Raw genomic sequence first — 17,895 nt, 5'->3', positions numbered from 1 at the left:
TATGCGAGGAGGGATTATGCGGGGTCAGGGGCAAGTACAGTCAATCGAAGAATTGCCCTTCAACTGTACTGTACCGGCCCTGGTAGAGAGGTGCTGCAGATGCTTATTGCGCGAAGGCGCGACCCAGGCCACCCGGCACACCGCTGCTGTCGGTTTCCTGCCATGGACCTTCCGGGCTCAGCGACCAGCTCCAGCCGCCGTCATAGCGGTAATAGGTGCGCTGACGGTAGAAGGTGTTGGGTTTTTTCTCCAGCACATACACGCCCATTTTCGGGTCCCAGTGGCTGGCACCACCTGGCGGTGGCGCGAAGCTGGCCGAAGTGCGCGGCATGGCCTTCGGCGCTGCGGTTGGCTTGCTCGGCTGCGTACCCGGCTTGCTACCCGGCAATGGCGTGACCGCCGGCCCTTGGCGCGGCGGCACGCCTTCGACCGGTGGCAGCGGCTGCTGGACTGGCTCGCGCACCGTACACGCAGACAGACCCAGGGCCAGGGTGATCAGGGTCAAGCGGACGGCATGCTTCATGGTGGGCTCTCTTATTGGTCAGGGCTGTCGATTGTCAGGTGCTGAATGCCCGGCGTGCGATTGCTCATCGGCGCGCTCTGGCCGATCCATTCGCCATGAGTCGGCTGGCCTGCGCGGGACACCCGTGCAACCAGTTGGACTTCGGCAAAATCGGACAGTTTCATCTGCGCCATCATGGCATCAGCGTCTGACAGTTCAACTTCGATCGGCAGCTGGCCCACCGTCACCCGCTTGGCCGCCAACGGCATCGGCGGGCCGCTTTTGGCGCGGGCGAAGATGAACACCGTGTCGCTCGGCTGAACCTTGCCCTGCAGCGCTGTGGCCAGCTCGACCCGTACCTGCAAGCGCGCGGGTGATACAGCTGGTGCGGCCGCTTTGCCTGGCGCGGCGCTGAGCTTGTCGGCGGCGCGATCGATACCGCCCTGCAACGCGGCGCGCGAGGCATCACCCTCAGGCAATTGCGCCAGCAGGCGCTGCCAGTAGTCGATGGCCTCCTGGTAGCGTTCGCCTTCGAACGCGGCGATGCCGCGCAGGCCGAGGCTGGTGACTTCCTTGGGGTCAGCCTTGAGCGCTTCGTCGGTAAGCTCCTGCAGCTGTGCGCTCCATTGTTTGTCGGCAGCAAAGTACAGCGCCTGGGCCCACTGCCCGAGCAGCTCTGGCTGGCGACCAGCAAGGGCAACGGCACGCTCGAAGATCTTCGCCGCATCAGCCGGGCGCTGGTCAGCCATGTACGCACGACCGAGGAAGTACAGGCCTTCAGCTGAATCCGGCTGGGCCTGCACCGCGCGCTCGAGGCGGCTGGTCATCTCGTCCATGGTTTTCGGTGCCTGGGCAAACTCACGGGTCAGCTCGACCTTGTCCGCCGCACCAAAATGCAGATACAGCCCCACCGCCATCACCGGCACCAGCAACGCTGCCAACAGCGGTACCGCCCGCCCCAGATGACCCTGGCGCGGTTCGCCGGCGCCTTCGGTATCGGCCAGCAGTTCCCGCGCGGCTTCATCACGGCCGCTGGCCAGTTGCTCGGCATCGAGTACGCCGGCAGCCTGCTGCGCGCTCAGTTCGGCGACACGCTCCTGATACAGCGCCACGTTCAGGGCGGTACGGTCTTGTTCCTGCTGGCGGCCACGGCCACGCAGGATCGGGATCAGCAGAAAGCCGAGGGCGGCGAGCAACAACAGGCCCGCGCCAAGCCAGAATTCAGTCATGGGTAGCTTCTTTATCCAACAGTTTGGCGAGACGTTCGCGTTCTTCCACCGACAGCTGCGCGCTGCCGCTTGCCACCGGCTGCCGGCGCCGGCGGACAATCACCGCCAACATGACAAAGCCCCCCGCCAGCAGAATTGCCGGGCCGAACCAGAGCAGCCAGGTGCGCCCGCTCAAGGCCGGTTTGTAACGGACGAAGTCGCCATAGCGATCAACCATGAAGGCAACGATCTGCTGATTGCTCTGGCCTTCGCCGAGCATGCGGAAGATCTCCCGACGCAGGTCGGCGGCAATCGGCGCATTGGAGTCAGCGATGTCCTGGTTCTGACACTTGGGGCAGCGCAGCTCCTTGGTCAGTTGCTGATAGCGCTCGCGCTCGGCGTCGTCACGAAACTGATAGGTGTCGATCGCGGCCTTGGCCACGCTCACTAGGCTCAGGCCGAGCACGGCTGCTGCCAACCAGCGCTTCATGGCTTGGCCTCATCGACCAGGCCCTGGTACAGCGGCGCCAGCTGCTCGCGCCAGACCGTGGCATCGACGATGCCGACGTGCTTGTAGCGGATGATACCCTTGGCATCGATCAGAAAGGTCTCCGGCGCACCATACACACCAAGGTCCAGACCCAGAGTGCCCTGTTCGTCGCGGATATCCAGCTGATACGGATTGTGGAACTCGGCGAGCCACTTCAACGCCGCAGCGTTATCGTCCTTGTAGTTGACGCCATGGATGACCACGCCCTGCTCGGCCAGCGTGTTCAGGTAAGGATGCTCAACCTTGCACGACGGGCACCAGGTGGCCCACACGTTGACCAGCGCCGGCCGGCCGAGCAGGTCGGCCTGGGTCAGGCTGCGCTCGCCTTGGGTGGAGGCCAGCGAGAAGGCCGGGAATGGCTTGCCGATCATCGCCGACGGCAGCTCATCGGGCTTGAGGAACAAGCCCTTGTAGAGAAACACCGCCAGCAGTAGAAACACCGCCAACGGCAGGACCATCATCCAACGCTTCATGCAGTTGCTCCAGTCGCGCCGAGGGCTTCACGCACGCGGCTCTTGACCTTGACCCGGTAACGCCGGTCGAAGGCTGCCAGTAGCCCGCCCAGGCCGGTCAGCAGACCGCCCAGCCAGATCCAGCGAACATACGGTTTGATGTGCACGCGCACGGCCCAGGCGCCGTTTTCCAGCGGCTCGCCGAGGGCCACGTAGAGGTCGCGGGTGAAACCGGCATCGATCCCGGCCTCGGTCATCATCGACTGCTGCACGGTGTACAGACGCTTCTCGGGGTGCAGCACGCTGACCTCGCGACCGTCCTTGGAAACCCGCACGGTGCCACGGTCGGAGATGAAGTTTGGCCCTTCGAAGTGCTTGGCGCCTTCGAACAGGAAGTGATAGCCGCCAAGCTCGACCGTCTCGCCCGGCGCCATGCGCAGGTCGCGCTCGGCGCTGTTGTTGCTCGACAGCACCACGCCCAGGGCGCACACAGCCAGGCCCAGATGCGCGACCTGCATGCCCCAATAGCTGCGGGACAGGCCGCGCACGCCCTTGCCCAGGCCTTTGTGGCGGGTCTTGTCGAAGATGTCGCGCAGGCCGGCGAGCACTACCCACGCCGCCAGGGCAAAGGTCGCCAGCGCCGGCCAGTCGAAGTCATCGGCAATCAGCCCGGCAATCGGCGCCAGAATTGCGCTGCCAATCAATACCGGTGTGAGCATGCCCGCCAGCCATTTGCCCGGCGTGTCCTTCCAGCGCACCAGCACGCCGATCCCGAGCACCACCATCAGCAATGCCATCAACGGCAGGAACAGCGCATCGAAATACGGCGGGCCGACCGACAGTTTGGCCCCGGTCAGGGAATCGAGCACCAGTGGGTACAGCGTACCCAGCAGAATCATCGATGCAGCCACCACCAGCACCAGGTTGTTGGCCAGCAGCAATGTTTCTCGCGACCACAGGGCAAAGCCGACCTGGCTTTTCACCACCGGCGCGCGCAGAGCGAACAGGGTCAGCGAGCCACCCACGACAAACAGCAGGAAGATCAGGATGAATACACCGCGCTCCGGGTCGGCGGCAAAGGCGTGCACCGAGGTCAGCACGCCGGAGCGCACCAGGAAGGTGCCGAGCAGGCTCAACGAGAATGCGGCGATCGCCAGCAATACCGTCCAGCTCTTGAACACGCCGCGTTTTTCCGTGACGGCCAGCGAGTGGATCAGCGCGGTGCCCACCAGCCAGGGCATGAACGAGGCGTTTTCGACCGGGTCCCAGAACCACCAGCCGCCCCAGCCAAGTTCGTAGTACGCCCACCACGAGCCCAAGGTGATACCGACCCCGAGGAACGCCCAGGCGACGATGGTCCATGGCCGCGACCAGCGCGCCCAGGCGGCATCCAGGCGGCCACCGAGCAAGGCGGCGATAGCGAAGGCGAAGGCCACCGAGAAGCCGACGTAGCCCATGTACAGCATTGGCGGATGGACGATCAGGCCAAAGTCCTGCAGCAGCGGGTTGAGGTCACGGCCGTTGCCCGGCACCTGCGGCAACAGGCGCTGGAACGGGTTGGAGGTGACGATCAGGAACGACAAGAAGCCCACGCTGATCATGCCCATCACCGCCAGTACGCGGGCGAGCATGACTTGTGGCAACTGGCGCGAGAACACCGACACGGCGAAGGTCCAGCCGCCCAGAATCAATGCCCACAGCAGCAACGAGCCTTCATGCGCGCCCCACACTGCGCTGAATTTGTAGTACCACGGCAAAGCGGTATTGGAGTTGCTGGCAACGTACGCTACCGAGAAATTGTCGGTCATGAACGCATGGGTAAGGCAGCCGAACGCAAACACCAGAAAAGCGAACTGGCCCCAGGCGGCAGGTCGCGCCAGGCTCATCCACAGGCTGTCGCCGCGCCAGGCGCCGAGCAGCGGCACGCTGGCCTGAACCACGGCGAAACAGATCGCCAGGATCATCGCCAACTGACCCAGTTCGGGCACTATCAGGGCAGCATTCATGGCTTCTGCTCCGCGCCGCTGGCCGCCTGGCCGCTTTCCTTGAGTGCTTTGGTCACCTCAGGCGGCATGTACTTTTCATCGTGCTTGGCCAGCACTTCATCCGCCACCACCACGCCATCGGCATTGAGCTTGCCCAAGGCAACGATGCCCTGCCCTTCACGGAACAGGTCCGGCAGGATGCCGCGATAGGTGATCGGCACCGACTTGTTGAAGTCGGTGACCACAAAGCGCACGTCGAGCGAGTCAGCCGAGCGCTGCACCGAGCCCTTCTCGACCATGCCACCGGCGCGAATGCGCGTGTCCAGCGGCGCTTCGCCGGTGGCGATCTGGGTCGGGGTGTAGAACAGGTTGATGTTCTGCTGCAGGGCACTCAGGGCAAAGCCAACGGCGACGCCGACCCCGACCAGCAGGGCGCCGATGAGCAACAGGCGTTTCTTGCGCTGCGGATTCACTGATTGTTCTCCCGGCGCAGACGACGCGCCTCTTCTTGCAGATAACGACGGCGGGCCAACAGTGGTGCGGCGACATTGAGCGCCAGCACTGCCAGGCAAATGCCGTAGGCCGACCATACGTACAAGCCGTGGTGGCCCATGGCGAGAAACTCGCTGAACGAGGCAAAACTCACGATGCTGCCCTCCGCCCCAGGCTGTTCAGCACTTCTTCACGTACCCAGCTGGCGCGGGCCTCGCGCTTGAGCACCTCAAGGCGCATGCGCAGCAGCAGCACAGCGCCGAAGAAGCAGTAGAAGCCAAGCCCGGTGAGCAGCAGCGGCAGCCACATTTCTGCGGGCATCGCCGGCTTTTCGGTGAGGGTGAAAGTCGCGCCCTGGTGCAGGGTGTTCCACCACTCCACCGAATACTTGATGATCGGGATGTTGATCACGCCCACGATCGCCAGCACCGCACAAGCCTTGGCCGAGCTGTCACGATTACTGATCGCCTGGCCCAGCGCAATGATGCCGAAGTATAGAAAAAGCAGGATCAGCATCGACGTTAGGCGCGCATCCCAGACCCACCAGCTACCCCAGGTCGGCTTGCCCCAGATGGCCCCGGTGACCAGCGCCACGGCGGTCATCCAGGCGCCGATGGGCGCCGCGCACTGCAGGGCAACGTCGGCGATCTTCATCTTCCACACCAGCCCGACCACACCAGCCACCGCCAGCAGCACATAGCATGACTGCGCCAGCATGGCCGCCGGCACATGGATATAGATGATGCGGAAGCTGTTGCCCTGCTGATAGTCCTGCGGCGCAAAGGCCAGGCCCCAGACCATGCCGACTGTCAGCAACAGCACAGCGGCCACCGTCAGCCAGGGCAGCATGCGCCCGCTGATGGCGTAGAACCATTTGGGCGAGCCGAGCTTGTGGAACCACGTCCAGCTTATTTTCATCAGGTACATCCGGTCTTGGCTGGGCCTTGAGCATTCTGCCGTAGGCCCAGATCTCGTTATTCGCCGACGCTGATCTTCAGGCCGGCCGCTATCGCAAAGGGTGCCAGGGTCACAGCCAGGGCAGTCAGGCTGGCCAGCCACAACAGGTGGCCAGTGGCGGGCATATTCTGCAACGCCGCTTGCAAGGCGCCACTGCCCAGGATCAATACTGGGATATACAACGGCAAAATCAGTAGCGCCAGTAACAAACCACCGCGTTTGAGGCCCACGGTCAGTGCCGCGCCTACTGCACCGAGCAGGCTCAGCACCGGCGTGCCCAGCAGCAGCGAGGCCAGCAGCACCGGCAGGCAGCTCGACGGCAGGCCCAGCATCAGCGCCAGCAGCGGCGCCAACAATACCAGCGCCAGCCCGGAAAAGATCCAATGCGCCAGCACCTTGGCCAGCACCAACAACGCCAGTGGATGCGGCGACAGCACCCATTGCTCCAGCGAGCCGTCTTCAAAATCGCTGCGAAACAAGCCGTCCAACGACAGCAGTACCGCAAGCAGCGCGGCTACCCAGACCAGGCCAGGCGACAAGGTTTGCAACAATTGCGTCTCGGGGCCGACGGCAAGGGGGAACAACGCCACCACAATGGCGAAAAACACCAACGGGTTGGCCAGCTCGGCCGGGCGGCGGAACAGCAGGCGCGCTTCGCGGCGCAACAACAGGACGAATACACTCATGCGGCCCACTGCCCCACATTCAGTTCACGGTAGCCGGCAGGCTTGAGCGTGAGACTGTGGTGCGTGGTCAACACCACTGTGCCGCCCGCCTCGCAATGCGCGGCCAGGTGCGCTTCAAGCTGCGCAACGCCCTGTTTGTCGAGGGCGGTGAACGGCTCATCGAGAATCCACAGTGGCGGCCCGGCCAGGTACAGCCGCGCCAGCGCCACCCGCCGCTGCTGGCCGGCAGACAGGGTGTGGCAGGGCACATCTTCAAAACCGCGCAGGCCGACTGCGGCCAGGGCCTGCCAGATCGCCTCGACACTGGCCGGCTGATGTAGCGCGCAGAGCCAGGCGAGGTTCTCTTCGGCCGTGAGCAAATCCTTGATGCCCGCCGCATGACCGATCCACAGCAGGACGCTGGCCAGTGCCTGCGGCTGCTCGGCCAACGGCTGGCCATTGAGCTGGATCTGCCCGGCGGTGGGCTGCATCAGCCCGGCCAACAGCCGCAGCAGGCTGGTTTTGCCGCTGCCGTTGGGGCCGCTGATCTGCAGCATGTCGCCTGGGCCCAGCTGAAAATCCAGGTGTTCAAACAGCAGGCGCCAGTCGCGCTCGCACGCCAGGCCGGTGGCTCGAAGGTCAAGGGTCACGGTACCGCCTTATTCTGTGTGGAGCCTGAGTCTCAAGTCGCCCCCTGGCCTGCCGTTATACTGACAGTGGTGGGCGGCGTGGCCGGCATTATTACACGCGCCGCCGCGCTGCCAAGAGGGCTGCTTCGACAGGTTGTATACAATCATGACTGAAATCAATAGTCTCGGCGCACAAAGCGCAATCGCCCCGCAGGCAGCCAAAGCTGCCATGACCGGCGAACTGCTGCGCCTGCTGCAACCGCAGCCCGGGCTGATCGCGCCCGGCGAGACTGCCAAGGCCGAGGTCATGTCGCTGCGCCAGCTTGGCGTCGACTTCCAGTTGCTGCTGCGCCTGACTGCCGCCAACGGTACTCAGACCCAGGTCCAGACCACCGCCAGCCAACCATTGGCTCCGGGCAGCCAGCTGCTGCTGAGCCAGGCCGACAGCAATCGCCTGGCAGTCATGGTGCAGCAAGCCAACGCCAACAATGTCAGCACCCTCACCCGCCTCGACACCAGCCAGGTGCCGATCGGTACCCTGCTGCAGGGCAAGGTCCTGAGCAACCAGGCATTGCCAGTCAACCCCGGTGAAACTGCCAGTTTTCGCGCGTTGGTCAGCCTGCTCAACAGCAGCCAGGCCGGCGCCACCCTGAGTATCGACAGCCCGCGCCCGTTGCCGGTGGGCAGCCTGCTCAGCGCTTTGGTGCAGGGCGACCAGTCACTGCGCTTCGTGCCGTTGAGCGGGCGTCAGGATCAGTTGCTGATCAGCCAGCAACTGGCCAACCAGCAGGCTCGGCAAGCTTCGCTGCCCGGTGTGCTCAGCGCATTGCAGCAGCTCGCCAGCGATCCCGACACGGGCAGCCTACTGCGCGCCAGCGCCGAGCGCCTGCTGGCTAGCCTGCCGGATGCGCGCCAGCTCAGCGATCCCAAAGGCGTGGCGCAGGCATTGAGTAACAGTGGTGGTTTTCTTGAGGCGAAGCTGTTGGCCGGTTTGCCTGCGGGTATCGCCCCAGACCTCAAAGCGCAGTTGATCAGGCTGGTTGCGCAGGCGCTGCCGAACGCCGCCAACCCCATGAGCAACCCCACCGTTGCTGCCAATACTTTGGCGCAGGTGATGCCCGGCTTCGCCCGCAGTGCACTGGGCATGCTTGACCGGGTCAGCCCCCGACCGCAACCAGGCAGTTTCCCGCTACCGTCACGGTTGCTGCAGAGCCTGGAGCAGGAAGGCGATCTGGAGCAACTGCTGCGTCTGGCTGCGGCTGCCGTGTCGCGCTTGCAGAGCCACGCCCTGAGCAGCCTGCAACAGACCGGTGTGAGCGAAAACGGTAACCTGCAGACCACCTGGCAGGCCGAAATCCCGATCCGCCACGGCCAGGAGTTCATCCCTTTGCAAGCCAAGCTGCAGCGCGAAGAAACCCCGCAGCAACAGGCTGACGGCCAGCGCGAGCAACGCGATCCGCTCGAGTCGTTGTGGCGCATCGAGCTGGCCTTCGACCTGCCGCCGCTCGGCCCGTTGCAGGTGCAGGCGCAGCTCAGTCAGGGCCGCTTGTCCGGGCAATTGTGGGCGGAGCTTGCGCAGACCGCGCAATTGATCGACAGCCAACTGGGCAGTTTGCGCACACGCCTGCTTGATCGCGGTCTCGAAGTCGGTGACCTGCAATGCCACACTGGCACGCCGCCACAGGGTCCGAAAACACGTGTCGAACAACGCTGGGTGGATGAGACCGCATGAGTGACAAGCAATCACGTCAGGCCATTGCCCTGAGCTATGACGGTCAACAGGCACCGACATTGAGCGCAAAAGGTGACGATGAGCTGGCTGAGGCGATCCTGGCGATTGCCCGCGAGCACGACGTGCCCATCTACGAGAACGCCGAACTGGTGCGGCTGCTGGCACGCCTGGAACTGGGCGAGCAGATCCCCGAGGCGCTGTACCTGACCATCGCCGAGATCATTGCCTTTGCCTGGCAGCTACGCGGCAAGGTCCCGGTCGGGTTTGCCGAGGCTGATGCGACACCGCGCGACATCACCCCGCCCACTGCCCTGCTGGCGCCGCCGGCCAAACGTGGCTGAAATACAGCTAGGGGACCTGCCAGCAGACATAATTAACGCTGGCTGACAGCACAGTTCAGTCACCGTCGTGCCTCAATTCTCTGAGGCCTGCATCATGCCCATCCCCAACCTCGGCCAGGACGGCATCCAGTTCGTCCGCGACCATCTTGCCAAACTACCGCGTGCAGACCGCGCGGCCACCGCCGAACTGCGTCAATGGCTGCAAGCCAAGGGCATCCAGCATCCGCCGGAACAGCTCGACGTGGTGACCTTGCATTATCAGCTGGGCGCCGATTATGGCTGGACCGGCGTGGTAGCGCAGAAACTCAGCTTGACCGAGGCCTTGCTCTGCAACTACCAAGCACCTGAAAACAACGCGCTGCCGCACATGCTCGAAGACAATCAGCCGGCGGGTTCGGATCGCATCATCCGCCTGGTCGACAAACTGCGTCCTCCGCATCAGCCGGGCGCGATCAACTACTACGTGTTCAGCGGCATCTTTCGCCGGACCCAGCCACAAACCTATGAACACGCCACGCACATTCCTGTGCAGATGCAGGACTTGCAGGCTTTTGTCTGGGATCTGGACTTTCACACACACTACACCGCAACGCTGAAAAGCTACTGGCGCCAGCATCTGGAAGAATTTGGCCAATGTCTTAAGCTGAACTTCATCGCCGCCTGCAACAAACAGGCGGCCGAGGGCAGCCTGAGCGAGGACGCGGTCAGGCTCGCCTGGCAAGTGGCAAGACTGGAAGAAACCGCCCCGGCAACCGTGCAGGCGCGGATACTCAACGTCTACGGCTACCCCGCCACGGACCTCGTCTGCTTCAAACGCAGGGATGTCGACCGAGTCCTGCTGTACATCCCCGGCAACACCTCACCGCTGCACGAGTTTGCCTCCCACGGCGAGTTACAGGACTGGTTTGCACAGCAATGCCAGGATCCAGCCAAACGCCTGGCGCTGCAGGCCCACTTCAATCAGGCAGACACGCCGGATGGCCTCAGTTTCAGCGGTCTGAGCACGGCGCTGGAAGGCCTTGGAGCCTACCCGCAAGTACTACCTCTGGACGCCAATCGCCCTGGTTTCACCACAGCAGGCCCTTGGCCGCCGCGCGATTACGTCAATTACAAAGGTAAAACCTACAGCCCGCGCCTTGAAGGCCCTTTATTTGCAACGCTGGCCAAGCGTTATCGCCAACGCAGCTTCCAGGATGCCGACTTCCTGATCAAAAGCGACAGCGATGTGAGCAAGGCCAGATGGCGCGGGTATCTGGATTCAACCTTGACTTACCTGGCCCCACTGGCGCTGGCAGTGCCTGAACTGTGGCCGTTGTTTGCCATAGGTGGCGTTGCCCAGTTCGGCCTGGGCCTTGATCAGGCGATCAACGGCAAGTCACTACAGGAGCAAGCCGAAGGCGTCAGCGCCGCCGAGTTCGGCCTGCTCAATGCCCTGCCGCTGGTCGAGCAGTTGGCCAGCGACAAGCCGCTGTTGTTCGCCTTCAAGCAGGATCGCTTCGTCAGGCCCAGCCGGATCAACGAGCAGTGGGGATATCCGCTCAGCCCGCTCGACCCGCCACGGCTGCCGCCGGCAGATGCCAGTGAGTTCTTCCGCAGCGACAACACCATTGCGCCGTTGCCAGGTGGTGACGACAACGTGGCAGGTGCGGTGATCAGGACCTCCCACTACACCGGCGAGCCAGATACGCTGCAAGCCTCACTCTATGGCTACTCGATCGAGGTGCTGTATGACGTCGAGCAGGATGCGTTCATTACCGGAAGCGATCTCAACGAGGTCAATCCCACCTACATGACCGCCCCCACACAGGGGCGCGACCTGATCTCGGTCGACCGCGCCACGCGAACGGTCAGCGATGCAACGCGCATGCGCACCTTGCGCGCGCTGGGGGTGGATCTCGAGTTGCCGGTCCAGTTGCCACTGCCGACTGCCGACAGCCTGCAGCCGATCCCCAGACAAGTCTTGAGTGTCTGGGTGGGCAACGACCCGATTCCGCCTCAGCTGTTGAGCAACATTGCCAACAACGCGACCAGGGTTGAACGCAGCGGCTGGGCGTTCCGTCTGTATCTCTCCAGCGCCGACAGCGATGCCTTCAGCGGCAATCTGCGGCAATTGACGGAGCAGGCACCGAGCCTGCGCGTGTTGCCTCTGGAGGAACAGCCATTCTTTGCCACATTCCGCAGGTCACCCGCCTACCGCCAGTACGAAGCCGCTCTGCAGGGCAACGGCGGGGTCGCCCGCAACTACGCTTCGGCGGCAGATGTGCTGCGCTATCCGCTACTCAACGAGGAAGGTGGGCTGTACATGGATATCGACGACCGTTTGTTTGCTCCCGGCGAACATCCTGCAGACCGCCAGCCGGCTGGCGCCGAGCCGATCGAACCACTGAATCAATTCGAGCTGGCGACCACTGTCGATGGCCTGCTGCTGTCGACACCGATGTCCAACGAGAAGATGGGCATGGACTGCCTGTACAACAACAGCTTTCTCGGCAGCCGCGCAGGCAATCCGACCTTGGACGCGATCAGTGCAGAAATGAATGAGCGGTTTCTCGCACAGCCGGAGTTTTACAACAGCAAGCCACGGCTGGAAGAGGACCGCCGGGCGTTTTACCAATACGCCAATACCCTGTCCCGCTTGACCGGGCCGGCGCTGCTGAGCACGGTCGTTGATCGGCAGTTGCCGGCGATGCGCACATTGCGCAACTTGAACAATCTTTACAGCATGCGCCCGCAGAACTTCTGGAGCCTGCTGAGCATTGAGCAGTACCAGAGCGCGGTGCAGAGATATCTGCCGCTGAACCGGATTGCCGAGACTGGGGGGTTCAATTCCTGGGCGCACTGACAGGACTTGGCGGCTGGATTGGGGCTGCTTTGCAGCCCTTTCCGACCGGTCCGACGCTATCTTTCAGTCACTGCCATGCAACTTGCGCATCAGCTCGGCCTCGGCCTGGGTCAAACCACAGGTCTGAGTCAGCTCGCTGACACTGGCGCCCATGCCAACCAGCTTGGCCGCCTGGGAAAAGGTCACATCATTGGGATCGCGCTGCTCCAGTTGTTGCAGCTTGTCCGGCAACGGCGCGACCACAGCGCGCAATTCATGGATCGCCTCGCCCATGCGCACCGTGCCGTTCTGGTAATCGTCCACCCGCTTGGCCAGCTCCTTGATGCGCTGGTCACGCACGGCGTCACCTTGAGCCTGTTGCGCAGCCAGCTCACGCTGGCGCTTGCTGTAATTGAGAAAAAACCACAGGCTCAGCGCCCAAAGCAGCGCCAGGAAGATGACAGCAGCTTCGAAAATCAACTCAGATATTCTCCAGCTCTGACCATTCTTCCTCGGTCATCATCTTGTCCAGCTCGACCAGGATCAACAGCTCGCCGTTCTTGTTGCACACGCCCTGGATGAACTTGGCCGACTCTTCGTTACCCACGTTCGGCGCGGTTTCGATTTCCGACTGACGCAGGTAAACCACTTCGGCAACACTGTCGACCAGAATGCCGACCACTTGCTTGTCGGCTTCGATGATCACCACACGAGTATTGTCGGTGACCTCGGTCGGCACCAGGCCAAAGCGCTGGCGGGTGTCGATCACGGTGACGACGTTGCCGCGCAGGTTGATGATGCCCAGCACATAGCTCGGCGCACCCGGCACTGGCGCGATCTCGGTGTAACGCAGAACTTCCTGCACCTGCATGACGTTGATGCCGTAGGACTCGTTGTCCAGACGGAAGGTAACCCACTGCAGAATCGGATCTTCAGAACCCTGTGCGGACGACTTTTTCATTCCCCTACCCTCAAATGCCGCCAGCGGCGGTGTGCTCGGTGCGGCCGTGGCCGCGAATTATTGGTGTTTGGCGTGCATCTGCTTGACGGCGCCGCTGGCGATCAACTCGGCCAGTTCAGCGACGTCGAGCAACGCACACATGTGTTCGATGACCGTGCCAGCCAGCCAGGGCCGCTGCCCGCGCTGACTACGCCACTTGATCTCGTTGGGGTCCAGGCGCAACGAGCGGCTGACCTGGTGCACCGCCAGCCCCCATTCGTAGCCCTGCACCGAAATCACGTACTGCAAGCCCTGGCGGAAGTCGTCGCGGTAGCGATCGGGCATCACCCAACGCGCCGTATCGAGTACCTTGAGGTTGCCCGCCTGGCAGGTGAGGATGCCCAGGAACCAGTCCGGCTGACCGAACAGTGGGGTCAGCTCCTGCCCGGCCAGGGTGTAGATCGAGCCCAGGCACACCAGCGGCACCGCGAGGGTCAGCCCGGCTACATCGAACAACAGGCATTCGAACGGCTCCGCGGCCCAGGCCGGACGACCATCGCTGGTCGTAGGCGGCGTCGGCACATTGGCTGCCGGCAAGTGCACTTCGACCAGCGGCGCGGCCGGCTCAGGCGCTTCGACCTCGGTCAGCAACGGAATGCTCGCCTCGGCCACCACCGTAGTCTCGACAACGCTGAGCAGCGGTTCTGGCGCTGCCACAGCGGGGGCCAGCACGGTCGGCAGCAGCTTGGCCTGCGGCTCGGCAAACGGCCTGGCGCCAGCTACGTCGACAACAGCAGCCTTGCGCTGGGCATCACGTGCCTGCTCTTCGCGCACGGCGGCTTCGAAGTCGCTGCTTGGCGCCTCCTCGACCACTACCGCTGGCAGGTCAAGGTCGAACGGCTCGGTAGCCTCCTGCAACAGGCCATCGAGGTAACTCTGCAAGGCCAGTTGCGGTTTGCTGGCAAGCTGTTGCGCGTGTTTCATCAGGCCACCTGCAATGCGGGTTTGTAGGTGAGCATATGTTTGAGCAAGGCCCGATAGGCCACAACGCCGCGGCTCTTGCCATCGAACTGCGATGGCGTGACCCCGGCCCGGCTGGCATCGCGCAGGCGCGTGTCGACCGGGATATAGCCCTGCCAGACGCTGTCGGCATAGGTATCACGCAGCACCTTGAGGGTGCCCAGTGATGCCTGGGTGCGACGGTCGAACAGGGTCGGCACGATCTGATACGGCAGCGCCTGCTTGCGCGAGCGGTTGATCATCGCCAAGGTGCCGACCATGCGCTCCAGGCCTTTGACGGCGAGGAACTCGGTCTGCACCGGGATCACCAACTGCTGGCTGGCCGCCAACGCGTTAACCATCAGCACGCCGAGCAACGGCGGGCTGTCGATCAGGGCAAAGTCGAAATCCTGCCACAGCTGCGCCAGACTCTTGGCGATCACCAGGCCCAGGCCACTCTGGCCCGGCGACTGCCGCTCGAGCACCGCCAGCGCTGTGCTCGACGGCAGCAGGGAGATACGTTCGTGGCTGGTCGGCAGCAGCAACTGCCCCGGCAAGCCCTCGGGCACCGTGCCCTTGTGCAGGAACAGGTCGTAGCAGCTGTGCTCCAGCGCATCCGGGTTATGCCCGAAATAGCTGGTCATAGAGCCGTGCGGGTCGAGATCGACAACGACCACGCGCTTGCCCGCATCGGCCAGCAAGCCGGCCAGGGCGATGGTTGTGGTGGTCTTGCCGACGCCACCTTTTTGATTGGCTACTGCCCAGACTCTCATGGTGCGCTGCTTCCTCCCGGTATGGCCGCCTGCCCTCCCGGGAACGGTGTGAAATTCTGTGACGGGGATTTGACGGGGCTAGCCCCCTCCCGCCGCTACTGCGCTTGGCGGTGCACTTTGTGTGCCAGCCCGGCGCATCGCCGCATCCGGGGTCGCATTGGCGCTGCCGGTTGCGGTCAGGCTGCGGCGTACTTCCAGGTTGCGCGAAATCACCAGCACGACCCGTCGATTGCGCGCACGGCCTTCGGCCGTATCGTTGCTGGCGACCGGTTGATACTCGCCATAGCCGACCGAGGCCATGCGGCCGGGATTGACGCCGTTCATGGCCAACAGGCGGACGATACTGGCCGCACGCGAGGCCGACAGTTCCCAGTTGGTCGGGTACTGCGCAGTGCGGATCGGCAGGTTGTCGGTAAAGCCCTCGACGTGCACCGGGTTGGCGAACGGCTTGAGGATATTCGCCACCTTCTCGATGATCGCGAATGCAGCGTCGCTGGGCATGGCATCGCCACTGCCAAACAACAGCGCCGAATTGAGCTCAACCTCGACCCACAGTTCGTTGCCGCGCACGGTCATCTGGTTGGAGCTGATCAAATCGCCGAAAGCGCTGCGCACATCATCGCTGATGGTCTGCAGCGGGTCGGCGCTGGTCTGGCCGAGGCCCGCATCGGTCTGCTCGCTGTCTTTGATCAACGGCTCGGCTGGCTTGATGCTGAGCGGCTGTTCTTCGCCGATCGGGATGGCCCGCATGGCCCGCTCAGGGTCATTGAACACGCCGAGCAAGGCCTGCGAGACGACCTTGTACTTGCCCTCGTTGATCGAAGAGATCGAATACATGACCACGAAAAAAGCAAACAGCAGCGTGATGAAGTCGGCGTACGACACCAGCCAGCGCTCGTGATTCTCGGGTTCTTCGGTATGGCGACGGCGACGCATGGCTTACTCCATGAAGCCTTGCAGCTTCAGCTCGATCGAGCGTGGGTTTTCGCCTTCGGCGATCGACAGCAGGCCTTCGAGGAGCATCTCGCGGTAGCGTGACTGACGCATGACGATGGCTTTGAGCTTGTTGGCGACCGGCAGCAGGATCAGGTTGGCACTGGCCACGCCATAGATGGTGGCGACAAACGCCACGGCGATGCCGTTGCCCAGTTGGGACGGGTCGGCCAGGTTGCCCATGACATGGATCAGGCCCATCACAGCACCGATGATGCCGATGGTCGGCGCATAGCCGCCCATGCTTTCGAACACTTTTGCCGCCTGGATATCGCGGCTTTCCTGGGTCAGGAAATCCACCTCGAGGATGCTCCGGATAGCCTCCGGCTCGGCGCCGTCGACCAGCAGTTGCAAGCCCTTGCGCGCATACGGATCAGGCTCGCCGTCAGCCACGCCTTCCAGGCCGAGCAGGCCCTCCTTGCGTGCGGTCAGGCTCCAATTGACTACCCGATCGATACCACCGGCCAGGTCGACCCGCGGCGGGAAGATGATCCAGCGAGCGATCTGCAGCGCACGCTTGAACGACGGCAGCGGTGCCTGCAGCATGGCCGCGCCGAGGGTGCCGCCGAGCACGATCAACGCAGCTGGCGCGTTGAGCAGCGCACCGACATGCCCGCCCTCGAGGAAGTTGCCGCCGACAATGGCGACGAAAGCGAGGATCAGGCCGATCAGGCTGAGTACGTCCATCAGACGCAGGCCTCGACCAGGTGCCTGCCGATATCGTCGAGACTGTACACCGCGTCGGCCAGGTTGGCCTTGACGATGGCCATGGGCATGCCATAGATCACGCAGCTGGCTTCGTCCTGCGCCCACACCGTGCTACCGCCCTGCTTGAGCAGGCGCGCACCTTCACGGCCATCCGCGCCCATGCCGGTAAGTACTACCGACAGGACCTTGTCACCGTAGGACTTGGCCGCCGAGCCGAAGGTGATATCCACACATGGTTTGTAGTTGAGGCGCTCGTCGCCCGGCAGGATTTTCACCATGCCGCGGCCATCGACCATCATCTGCTTGCCGCCAGGCGCCAGCAGCGCCAGACCTGGGCGCAGCATGTCGCCGTCTTCGGCTTCCTTGACGTTGATCCGGCAGAGCTTGTCGAGGCGTTCGGCAAAAGCCTTGGTGAACGCCGCGGGCATGTGCTGGATCAACACGATCGGTGCCGGGAAGCTGGCGGGCAGTTGCGTCAGGACACGCTGCAGCGCAACCGGGCCACCGGTCGAGGTGCCGATCGCAACCAGCTTGTAGGGCTTGCGCTTGGGCGCCGGCGAATGCGCCACAGCAGGCGCTGCCGGGCTACGCACGGGAGCAGGCGTCGGAGAGCGCGGTGCAGGTGTGTGGCCAAGGCTGCTGGCCGGTGCAGGGCTGCTCGCGGCTGGCGCGGGCGCCGGTGCGGCGTAGCTGCTCAGGCGGCGGTTGCTGCGCGAGATGGTATGTACCTTCTCGCAGAGCATCTGTTTGACCTTTTCTGGGTTACGCGAAATGTCTTCGAAGTTTTTCGGCAGGTAGTCGACCGCCCCGGCATCCAGCGCGTCGAGGGTTACCCGGGCGCCTTCATGGGTCAGCGACGAGAACATCAACACCGGCGTCGGGCAGCGCTGCATGATGTGCCGCACCGCGGTGATGCCGTCCATCATGGGCATTTCATAGTCCATGGTGATGACATCGGGCTTGAGCGACAGCGCCTGGTCGATTGCCTCCTTGCCATTGGTCGCGGTACCCACAACCTGGATCGTCGGGTCGGACGAGAGAATTTCCGAAACGCGCCGGCGGAAGAAACCGGAATCATCCACCACCAGGACCTTGACTGCCATAAACACTCCATTAGATGGCGCAACCGCGAGGCTGCGCCACCGAAA

20 protein-coding genes are annotated in these 17,895 nt (G+C 63.5%); 3 read left to right on the top strand and 17 right to left on the bottom strand.

Annotated elements, in window-relative coordinates; all coding sequences use genetic code 11:
• Positions 1–103: 103 nt before the first annotated feature.
• Genes ACIOAU_RS03285 through ccmA form a run of 10 tightly spaced genes read right to left on the bottom strand, consistent with a single transcriptional unit; the run spans position 104 to position 7,461 of the window.
• Positions 104–523 carry a hypothetical protein gene (locus tag ACIOAU_RS03285; protein WP_181088107.1) on the bottom strand — a complete coding sequence of 140 codons (420 nt, stop codon included), beginning with the start codon at positions 521–523 and terminating at the stop codon, positions 104–106.
• Between the two features lie 11 nt (positions 524–534).
• Positions 535–1,731 (bottom strand): c-type cytochrome biogenesis protein CcmI, encoded by a 1,197-nt coding sequence (gene ccmI / locus ACIOAU_RS03280; protein WP_259077409.1) that lies wholly within the window; start codon positions 1,729–1,731, stop codon positions 535–537.
• Positions 1,724–2,200, bottom strand: coding sequence for a cytochrome c-type biogenesis protein (locus ACIOAU_RS03275; protein ID WP_101317928.1), 477 nt, complete (start codon positions 2,198–2,200; stop codon positions 1,724–1,726). The genes ccmI and ACIOAU_RS03275 overlap by 8 nt, the downstream gene beginning before the upstream one ends.
• On the bottom strand, positions 2,197–2,733 hold the full coding sequence (locus ACIOAU_RS03270; RefSeq protein ID WP_150569757.1) for a DsbE family thiol:disulfide interchange protein: 537 nt from the start codon (positions 2,731–2,733) through the stop codon (positions 2,197–2,199). Before ACIOAU_RS03270 ends, ACIOAU_RS03275 begins: the two co-directional genes overlap by 4 nt.
• A complete protein-coding gene (locus ACIOAU_RS03265; RefSeq protein WP_178080824.1) occupies positions 2,730–4,703 on the bottom strand; it encodes a heme lyase CcmF/NrfE family subunit in 1,974 nt (657 codons plus the stop codon). The genes ACIOAU_RS03270 and ACIOAU_RS03265 overlap by 4 nt, the downstream gene beginning before the upstream one ends.
• Before the next feature lie 11 nt (positions 4,704–4,714).
• Positions 4,715–5,170, bottom strand: a complete 456-nt coding sequence (ccmE, locus tag ACIOAU_RS03260; RefSeq protein WP_103436670.1) for a cytochrome c maturation protein CcmE — start codon at positions 5,168–5,170, stop codon at positions 4,715–4,717.
• Entirely contained in the window at positions 5,167–5,343 is a 177-nt protein-coding gene (ccmD, locus tag ACIOAU_RS03255) for a heme exporter protein CcmD (RefSeq protein WP_101317919.1), read from the bottom strand. The genes ccmE and ccmD overlap by 4 nt, the downstream gene beginning before the upstream one ends.
• Positions 5,340–6,107, bottom strand: coding sequence for a heme ABC transporter permease (locus ACIOAU_RS03250; RefSeq protein ID WP_101317917.1), 768 nt, complete (start codon positions 6,105–6,107; stop codon positions 5,340–5,342). Before ACIOAU_RS03250 ends, ccmD begins: the two co-directional genes overlap by 4 nt.
• A 56-nt stretch (positions 6,108–6,163) precedes the next feature.
• The gene (gene ccmB / locus ACIOAU_RS03245) at positions 6,164–6,832 is read right to left on the bottom strand and encodes a heme exporter protein CcmB (RefSeq protein WP_188035631.1); all 669 of its coding nucleotides are present in this window, start codon (positions 6,830–6,832) and stop codon (positions 6,164–6,166) included.
• Entirely contained in the window at positions 6,829–7,461 is a 633-nt protein-coding gene (gene ccmA / locus ACIOAU_RS03240) for a cytochrome c biogenesis heme-transporting ATPase CcmA (protein WP_259077414.1), read from the bottom strand. Before ccmA ends, ccmB begins: the two co-directional genes overlap by 4 nt.
• 145 nt (positions 7,462–7,606) lie before the next feature.
• Here ccmA and ACIOAU_RS03235 point away from each other — a divergent pair, with 145 nt between their 5' ends.
• From ACIOAU_RS03235 to ACIOAU_RS03225, 3 genes are all read left to right on the top strand, one after another.
• A complete protein-coding gene (locus tag ACIOAU_RS03235) occupies positions 7,607–9,172 on the top strand; it encodes a flagellar hook-length control protein FliK (protein ID WP_188035630.1) in 1,566 nt (521 codons plus the stop codon).
• Positions 9,169–9,513: an EscU/YscU/HrcU family type III secretion system export apparatus switch protein gene (locus ACIOAU_RS03230; protein WP_150569760.1), complete on the top strand. Its 345-nt coding sequence runs from the start codon at positions 9,169–9,171 to the stop codon at positions 9,511–9,513. The genes ACIOAU_RS03235 and ACIOAU_RS03230 overlap by 4 nt, the downstream gene beginning before the upstream one ends.
• 94 nt (positions 9,514–9,607) lie before the next feature.
• Positions 9,608–12,355 carry a dermonecrotic toxin domain-containing protein gene (locus ACIOAU_RS03225; protein WP_188035629.1) on the top strand — a complete coding sequence of 916 codons (2,748 nt, stop codon included), beginning with the start codon at positions 9,608–9,610 and terminating at the stop codon, positions 12,353–12,355.
• 63 nt (positions 12,356–12,418) lie between these two features.
• Here ACIOAU_RS03225 and ACIOAU_RS03220 read toward each other — a convergent pair whose 3' ends face one another.
• The 7 genes from ACIOAU_RS03220 to ACIOAU_RS03190 all read right to left on the bottom strand — a co-directional run bounded on the left by ACIOAU_RS03220 (position 12,419) and on the right by ACIOAU_RS03190 (position 17,850).
• Positions 12,419–12,814 carry a DUF2802 domain-containing protein gene (locus ACIOAU_RS03220; protein ID WP_150569762.1) on the bottom strand — a complete coding sequence of 132 codons (396 nt, stop codon included), beginning with the start codon at positions 12,812–12,814 and terminating at the stop codon, positions 12,419–12,421.
• 1 nt (position 12,815) lies between these two features.
• Positions 12,816–13,295: a chemotaxis protein CheW gene (locus tag ACIOAU_RS03215; RefSeq protein WP_101317903.1), complete on the bottom strand. Its 480-nt coding sequence runs from the start codon at positions 13,293–13,295 to the stop codon at positions 12,816–12,818.
• A 57-nt stretch (positions 13,296–13,352) separates the two neighbouring features.
• Positions 13,353–14,258 carry a CheW domain-containing protein gene (locus ACIOAU_RS03210; RefSeq protein WP_181107604.1) on the bottom strand — a complete coding sequence of 302 codons (906 nt, stop codon included), beginning with the start codon at positions 14,256–14,258 and terminating at the stop codon, positions 13,353–13,355.
• Complete coding sequence (locus tag ACIOAU_RS03205; RefSeq protein ID WP_101317899.1) at positions 14,258–15,046, bottom strand: ParA family protein; 789 nt, start codon at positions 15,044–15,046, stop codon at positions 14,258–14,260. The genes ACIOAU_RS03210 and ACIOAU_RS03205 overlap by 1 nt, the downstream gene beginning before the upstream one ends.
• A gap of 78 nt (positions 15,047–15,124) precedes the next feature.
• Positions 15,125–15,982 carry a flagellar motor protein MotD gene (gene motD / locus ACIOAU_RS03200; protein ID WP_101317897.1) on the bottom strand — a complete coding sequence of 286 codons (858 nt, stop codon included), beginning with the start codon at positions 15,980–15,982 and terminating at the stop codon, positions 15,125–15,127.
• A 3-nt stretch (positions 15,983–15,985) separates the two neighbouring features.
• On the bottom strand, positions 15,986–16,726 hold the full coding sequence (locus ACIOAU_RS03195) for a flagellar motor protein (protein WP_101317895.1): 741 nt from the start codon (positions 16,724–16,726) through the stop codon (positions 15,986–15,988).
• On the bottom strand, positions 16,726–17,850 hold the full coding sequence (locus tag ACIOAU_RS03190; protein ID WP_188035628.1) for a chemotaxis response regulator protein-glutamate methylesterase: 1,125 nt from the start codon (positions 17,848–17,850) through the stop codon (positions 16,726–16,728). The genes ACIOAU_RS03195 and ACIOAU_RS03190 overlap by 1 nt, the downstream gene beginning before the upstream one ends.
• Positions 17,851–17,895 lie beyond the last annotated feature (45 nt).

Source organism: Pseudomonas sp. NPDC088322 (assembly GCF_044740745.1).
Lineage (GTDB): Bacteria > Pseudomonadota > Gammaproteobacteria > Pseudomonadales > Pseudomonadaceae > Aquipseudomonas > Aquipseudomonas shirazensis.
This window is presented reverse-complemented; position numbering and strand designations above follow the sequence as displayed.